Origin of the sequence: Trebonia sp. (genome assembly GCF_049794275.1) — a bacterium.
In the GTDB taxonomy this organism is placed as follows: Bacteria; Actinomycetota; Actinomycetes; order Streptosporangiales; family Streptosporangiaceae; genus Trebonia.
Genome location: NZ_JBARCR010000013.1, coordinates 1 through 4659, shown reverse-complemented (window position 1 = coordinate 4659; position 4659 = coordinate 1). Strand labels below are relative to the sequence as shown.

General features: G+C 70.2%; 6 protein-coding genes. 4 read left to right on the top strand and 2 right to left on the bottom strand.

The window, feature by feature from the left end; all coding sequences use genetic code 11:
* The 4 genes from WA805_RS00370 to WA805_RS00355 form a co-directional block, all read left to right on the top strand.
* Nucleotides 1–1160, top strand: a 1160-nt coding sequence (locus WA805_RS00370) for a YncE family protein (protein WP_425241368.1), incomplete at its 5' end; no start/stop codon positions are given.
* A 7-nt stretch (nucleotides 1161–1167) separates the two neighbouring features.
* Nucleotides 1168–2211 (top strand): hypothetical protein, encoded by a 1044-nt coding sequence (locus WA805_RS00365; protein WP_425241367.1) that lies wholly within the window; start codon nucleotides 1168–1170, stop codon nucleotides 2209–2211.
* The gene (locus WA805_RS00360; protein ID WP_425241366.1) at nucleotides 2208–2894 is read left to right on the top strand and encodes a DUF5134 domain-containing protein; all 687 of its coding nucleotides are present in this window, start codon (nucleotides 2208–2210) and stop codon (nucleotides 2892–2894) included. Before WA805_RS00365 ends, WA805_RS00360 begins: the two co-directional genes overlap by 4 nt.
* Before the next feature lie 94 nt (nucleotides 2895–2988).
* Entirely contained in the window at nucleotides 2989–3408 is a 420-nt protein-coding gene (locus WA805_RS00355) for a Rieske (2Fe-2S) protein (RefSeq protein WP_425241365.1), read from the top strand.
* Here WA805_RS00355 and WA805_RS00350 read toward each other — a convergent pair.
* Both WA805_RS00350 and WA805_RS00345 read right to left on the bottom strand, forming a co-directional pair.
* Nucleotides 3391–4404, bottom strand: a complete 1014-nt coding sequence (locus WA805_RS00350) for a zinc-dependent alcohol dehydrogenase family protein (RefSeq protein WP_425241364.1) — start codon at nucleotides 4402–4404, stop codon at nucleotides 3391–3393. The genes WA805_RS00355 and WA805_RS00350 overlap by 18 nt on opposite strands.
* Before the next feature lie 35 nt (nucleotides 4405–4439).
* Nucleotides 4440–4659, bottom strand: a 220-nt coding sequence (locus tag WA805_RS00345; RefSeq protein WP_425241363.1) for a TOBE domain-containing protein, incomplete at its 5' end; no start/stop codon positions are given.

Genomic DNA, 4659 nt, shown 5'->3' with positions numbered 1-4659 from the left:
GTTCCGGCGGCAAGCCGCCGGGCGGGCACGGGCCGCGTCGCGGCATATTCAGGTCCCGCAGGGCTGGCCTCACCGTGCTGATTCTGGCCGTAGCCGCGGCAGTGGCAGTTCCGGTCGCGCTCGTCGTCACGGCTTCCCATGGGACGAAAACGGGCGGCGCTTCTGCTACGCAGACCCCAGGCAGCGCGGCACGGACCGGCACTGCCGCGGCGGCAAGCAGCGTGCCCAGCCTCGCCGTTCCCACGGTGGCGGGGACCGTACAGGTCGGGCAGAATCCCAGCTATATCCAGATCGCGCCGAACGGCAAGTTCGCCTACATCGCTAATCCAGGTGCAGGCGCGATCACCGTGCTTAACACGGCCAGTAACCGGGTGTCCGGGACCATCAAGATCCCACAGGGGCCGCCCCAGTCCCTCTCGTTCTCGCCTGACAGCCGGACCGCCTATGTCAGCGTCTACAACACGAGAGGCTCGGTGCATCTCGTCGCGTTCATCGACACCGCTACCAGCACCGTGACGTCCACCGTGCAGGTGGACAACATTACGCCGGGCCCCTCGACGACAAGCCCGAACGGGCGGGACCTCTACGTGCCGAACCACAACACGGTGCTGAGCGGCACCGGCCACAACGTCATCGACGTGATCGACACGGCGACCAGAGAGCTGGTCGACGATATCCCCGTCCCGGCGAACCCGCACTGGATCGTATTCGGCACAAACGGGCGGTTTTACTCCACAGACCACATGTCCGCCACCGTCACGGTCCTCAATGCCAAAAATAACGCCATCATCACGGAGATCCCGGTTGGCGAGACCCCGCACGCCGCAGTCCTATCGCCCGACGGCAGCCGCCTGGCGGTCACGAGCTTCGACGGGAACGTGGTCTTCCTGATCAACACCGCGACCGACAAAATGGTCGCGCAGATCCCGGTCGGGAGGAATCCGCTGGACATCGCGTACTCGCGAGACGGGCGTTACCTCTTCACGGCAAACAACCTGGCCAACACGGTCACGGTGATCGACACCGCGGATAACCGCATCATCGCCGAGATCCCGACCGGCAGAGCTCCAACGAGCATCTCGGTGCTGCCCAACGGGCGCCAGGCATACGTCACCGACGAGGGCGACGGCACCATCGAAATGCTCAACATTCCGAAGTAAGGCGGCAATGATTGAGCTCGCCCTCCGGTGGGACCGGGTCCGGCGGCGGGAACGCACCGGTGCCACTACCTCGCCCGGTACGGACGCGCGCCGGGTACTGCAGCTGATCCTCGCGGCCACCTGGCTGCTTGACGGCCTGCTGCAGTACCAGTCGTCCATGTACTCCCCGATGTTCGGGGAGATGATCGGGGATAGCGCGACGGGAAACCCCGGTGTCATCGCCAGCCCGATCAGCTGGAACGCCGTTCTCGTCGAGCACCACCTGGTGCTGCTTAACACGGTCTTCGCCACCATTCAGCTACTGCTCGGGCTGGGAATCGCCTACCGTCCCACGGTCCGGGTGGCGCTGGCCGCCTCGATCGCGTGGTCGCTGGGTGTGTGGTGGTTCGGCGAAGGCCTCGGCGGTGTCCTGAGCGGCGGCGCGAGCCCGGTGAACGGCGGTCCCGGCGCGGTGATCTTGTATGCGCTGCTGGCCGTGCTGCTGTGGCCGGCCGACCGGCCGGGCGTGACCGCCCCGTTCGTGGCGGCCCGGGCGGTCGGTGCGCCAGTGGCCCGGCTGCTGTGGCTGACGCTGTGGGGCAGCCTGGCCTACTTCGCGCTGACCCCGGCGAACCGGGCGCCGCAGGCGCTGCACGACATGATCGTGGGCATGACCGGCGGGGAGCCCGGCTGGGTAACCGGGCTGGAAAACCATGCCGCCGCGCTGCTCGACCATCAGGGGCTGGCCGCCTCGATCGTGCTCGCCGTCGCGCTGATCGTTATCGCGGCCGGGGCGTTCCTGCCGCCGCCGCTGGCCCGCGGCGCGCTGATCCTGGCCCTCGTGGTGGCCGCGTTCATCTGGGTGTTCGGCCAGGCGTTCGGCCAAATCCTGACCGGCGGCGCCACCGACCCGAACTCCGCCCCGCTGCTGGCCCTCCTTGCCCTGGCCTACTGGCCGTCCGCCACGGCCGGGACACCGGCTCACCGCACGCAGGAGGCCGACCGCCCGCCCGCCCTGGCAGCCGGCCAGGCCGAAGGCAACGACGCCCGCCCCGAAGGGGAATTCGGATGAGCGCCCCCGCCTGGATCCTGGAGATCTTCGCCGCGGTCATGTTCCTGGTCGCCGAGGTAAGCGCCGGGCAGCTGGTGATAGCGCGCGCCTGGACCCGCCGCGACATCGGCGGCGCCGACATCGCCGTCTCCCGTCTGCTGGCGGGGATCGCCGTGGCGGGCCTGCTGGTCCCCGGCCTGAGCATCCTGCCGAACGCTGCCTGGGAGGTTGCCTTCGCCGTCATGACGGCCTGGCTCGCCTGGCGCCTGTGGCTGGAGAGCCGGGGGCGCGGCGCCGCCATGGCCCGCGGCCACTACGCGCCGCCCTTGGTCCAGAGCGCGGCGATGCTCTACATATTCGCCGCCCTGGCGGGCCAGTCCGTGTCCAGCACGGGCGGGATGGCGGGGATGGCGGGCTGGTCGTCCAGCGGCTTGCCGGCCCTCCATGCGCCGACACTGGCACTGATCTTCGCGCTGCTGCTCGTCGCGTTCGCGGTCCATGACCTGGACCGGCGGGCCGGCGTGGACGGCTACTTCCGCACGGTGGGCCGCCCGCTCGTACCCGCAGGGTCCGCGCTGGCCGCCGCTGCGACCGGGCCCGCCGCGTATACCGCGGAGCGCCTGCTCCTTTCCCCCGCCGTGGTGAAGGGGTGCCAGGTGACGATAGGCGTCACCATGGCTTTCCTATTGATCATCATGATCTGAAGTGAGGTCCGGAATGAGTCCTGAAAGCCCGAGCCGTCAGCTGCTACCGAGCCGCCGCGCGCTGCTGGCAGGGGCGGGCGTAACGTGCGCTGCGATGCTCACGGGATGCACCACGCATGACGCCAGCAACGGGGGGAGTACCCCTGCGGCCGGCGGCACGGCTGCTTCCGCCGGTGGCAGCGCGTCCGCTACTGGCGAGAGCGCTGCCACCGGCAGCGCTCTCCCGGCCGGCGCCCTTGCCGCCACCGCACAGGTTCCGGATGGCGGTGGCAAGATCGTCGACGGCAAGAACATCGTGATCACGCAGCCGCACTCGGGGTCGTTCAGGGCGTTCACCGCGATTTGCACGCACGAGGGCTGCATCGTCAGCAGCGTCTCGAACGGGACCATCAACTGCCCGTGCCACGGCAGCAAGTTCAGCATCAAGGACGGCTCGGTCGTCCACGGCCCCGCCCCCAGCCCGCTGGCCGCCATCGCGATCAAGGTCGAAGGAACCTCAATCTTTCAGGGCTAATCCGGACGGGCGGATGTGCCATTTGATGCCCTGGCCGGTGCGCACCCGGTGCAGCGCCTCGCCGAACTGGTCGAGGGGCAGCGGCGCGGACAGCAGCGGGCGGGGGTCGATCGCGCCGCTGCCGATCAGCTCGACGGCCGGGGCGAAGCTGCGCAGGATCGCCATCGAACCGGTGACGGTGATCTCGTCGTTGTAGATGCGGAACGGCGAGAGGCTCATCGTCGCCTCGGCCGGAGTCACGCCGAAGACGAGCAGCCGTCCGCCCCGGTCAAGCAGCGCGGCCACGCCGTCGACCACGGCGGGGACGCCGGTGGCGTCGACCGCGATCTCGAACCGCTCGTCCGTCAGCTCGTCCAGGCTGGCCGCGACCCGGGCGGCACCGAGCTTGCTGGCCACCTCCAGCCGGTCGGGGACCCGGTCGACGACGGTGACCGGCCCGGCCCCCGAGTGCACGAGGAGCTGCAGCAGGAGCAGGCCCATCGTCCCCGCGCCGGTCAGCACCACCGAGTCGCCGAACAGCGGGCCGAGCCTGCGCAGCCCGTGCACCGCGCAGGCGAGCGGCTCGACCATCGCGCCGAGCTGGCCGTCGATGTCGCCGGGCAGCAGGTGCGCGTTGACCGCCGGGACCGCGACGTACTCGGCGAACGCGCCGCTCACCGTGTCGCCGATCGCGGCCCAGTTCTCGCACAGGTTGTCCCGGCCGGACCGGCAGCGGCGGCAGTACCCGCAGTACAGCGAGGGGTCGACCGCGACCTTGGCGCCGACAGGCAGGTTCATCCGCACATCGCCGGCGACGGCCACCACCGTGCCCGCGAACTCGTGGCCCGGCGTGATGGGATACGGCGTCGGCGGGAACTCGCCGTCCATGATGTGGATGTCCGTGCCGCAGATCCCGCAGGCATCCACCCTGACGACGATCTGGCCTTCTCCAGGCGCGGGGTCAGGCACCTCTGCTACCCGGAAGCTGCCGGGACGGTCGAGCACGATGGCCCGCATGACACCTCCAACAATCGCGTAGTGACCGGGATCCGCTAGCCCGCGAGGCGGGCGCCGGTCACCGGGTGGAAAGCGAAGACGTCCGCCGGATCGACGCGGAACGTGACCCGGACGCCAGGGGCCGGCGGCTTGCGGCCCTCGGCGCGGGTCACCACCGGATCCCCGCCGGCCAGCCGCACGTGCAGCAGGGCGTCGGCGCCGAGCTCCTCGACCAGCAGCACCTCACCGGTCAGCTCGGCGGCCCCGGCCCCGGCC

Excerpts from the sequence above, each read along its gene's own strand:
- WA805_RS00360 (WP_425241366.1), top strand. The coding sequence starts at position 2,208 with ATGAGCGCCCCCGCCTGGATCCTGGAGATCTTCGCCGCGGTCATGTTC.
- WA805_RS00365 (WP_425241367.1), top strand. The coding sequence starts at position 1,168 with ATGATTGAGCTCGCCCTCCGGTGGGACCGGGTCCGGCGGCGGGAACGC.
- WA805_RS00355 (WP_425241365.1), top strand. The coding sequence starts at position 2,989 with ATGCTCACGGGATGCACCACGCATGACGCCAGCAACGGGGGGAGTACC.
- WA805_RS00350 (WP_425241364.1), bottom strand. The coding sequence starts at position 4,404 with ATGCGGGCCATCGTGCTCGACCGTCCCGGCAGCTTCCGGGTAGCAGAG.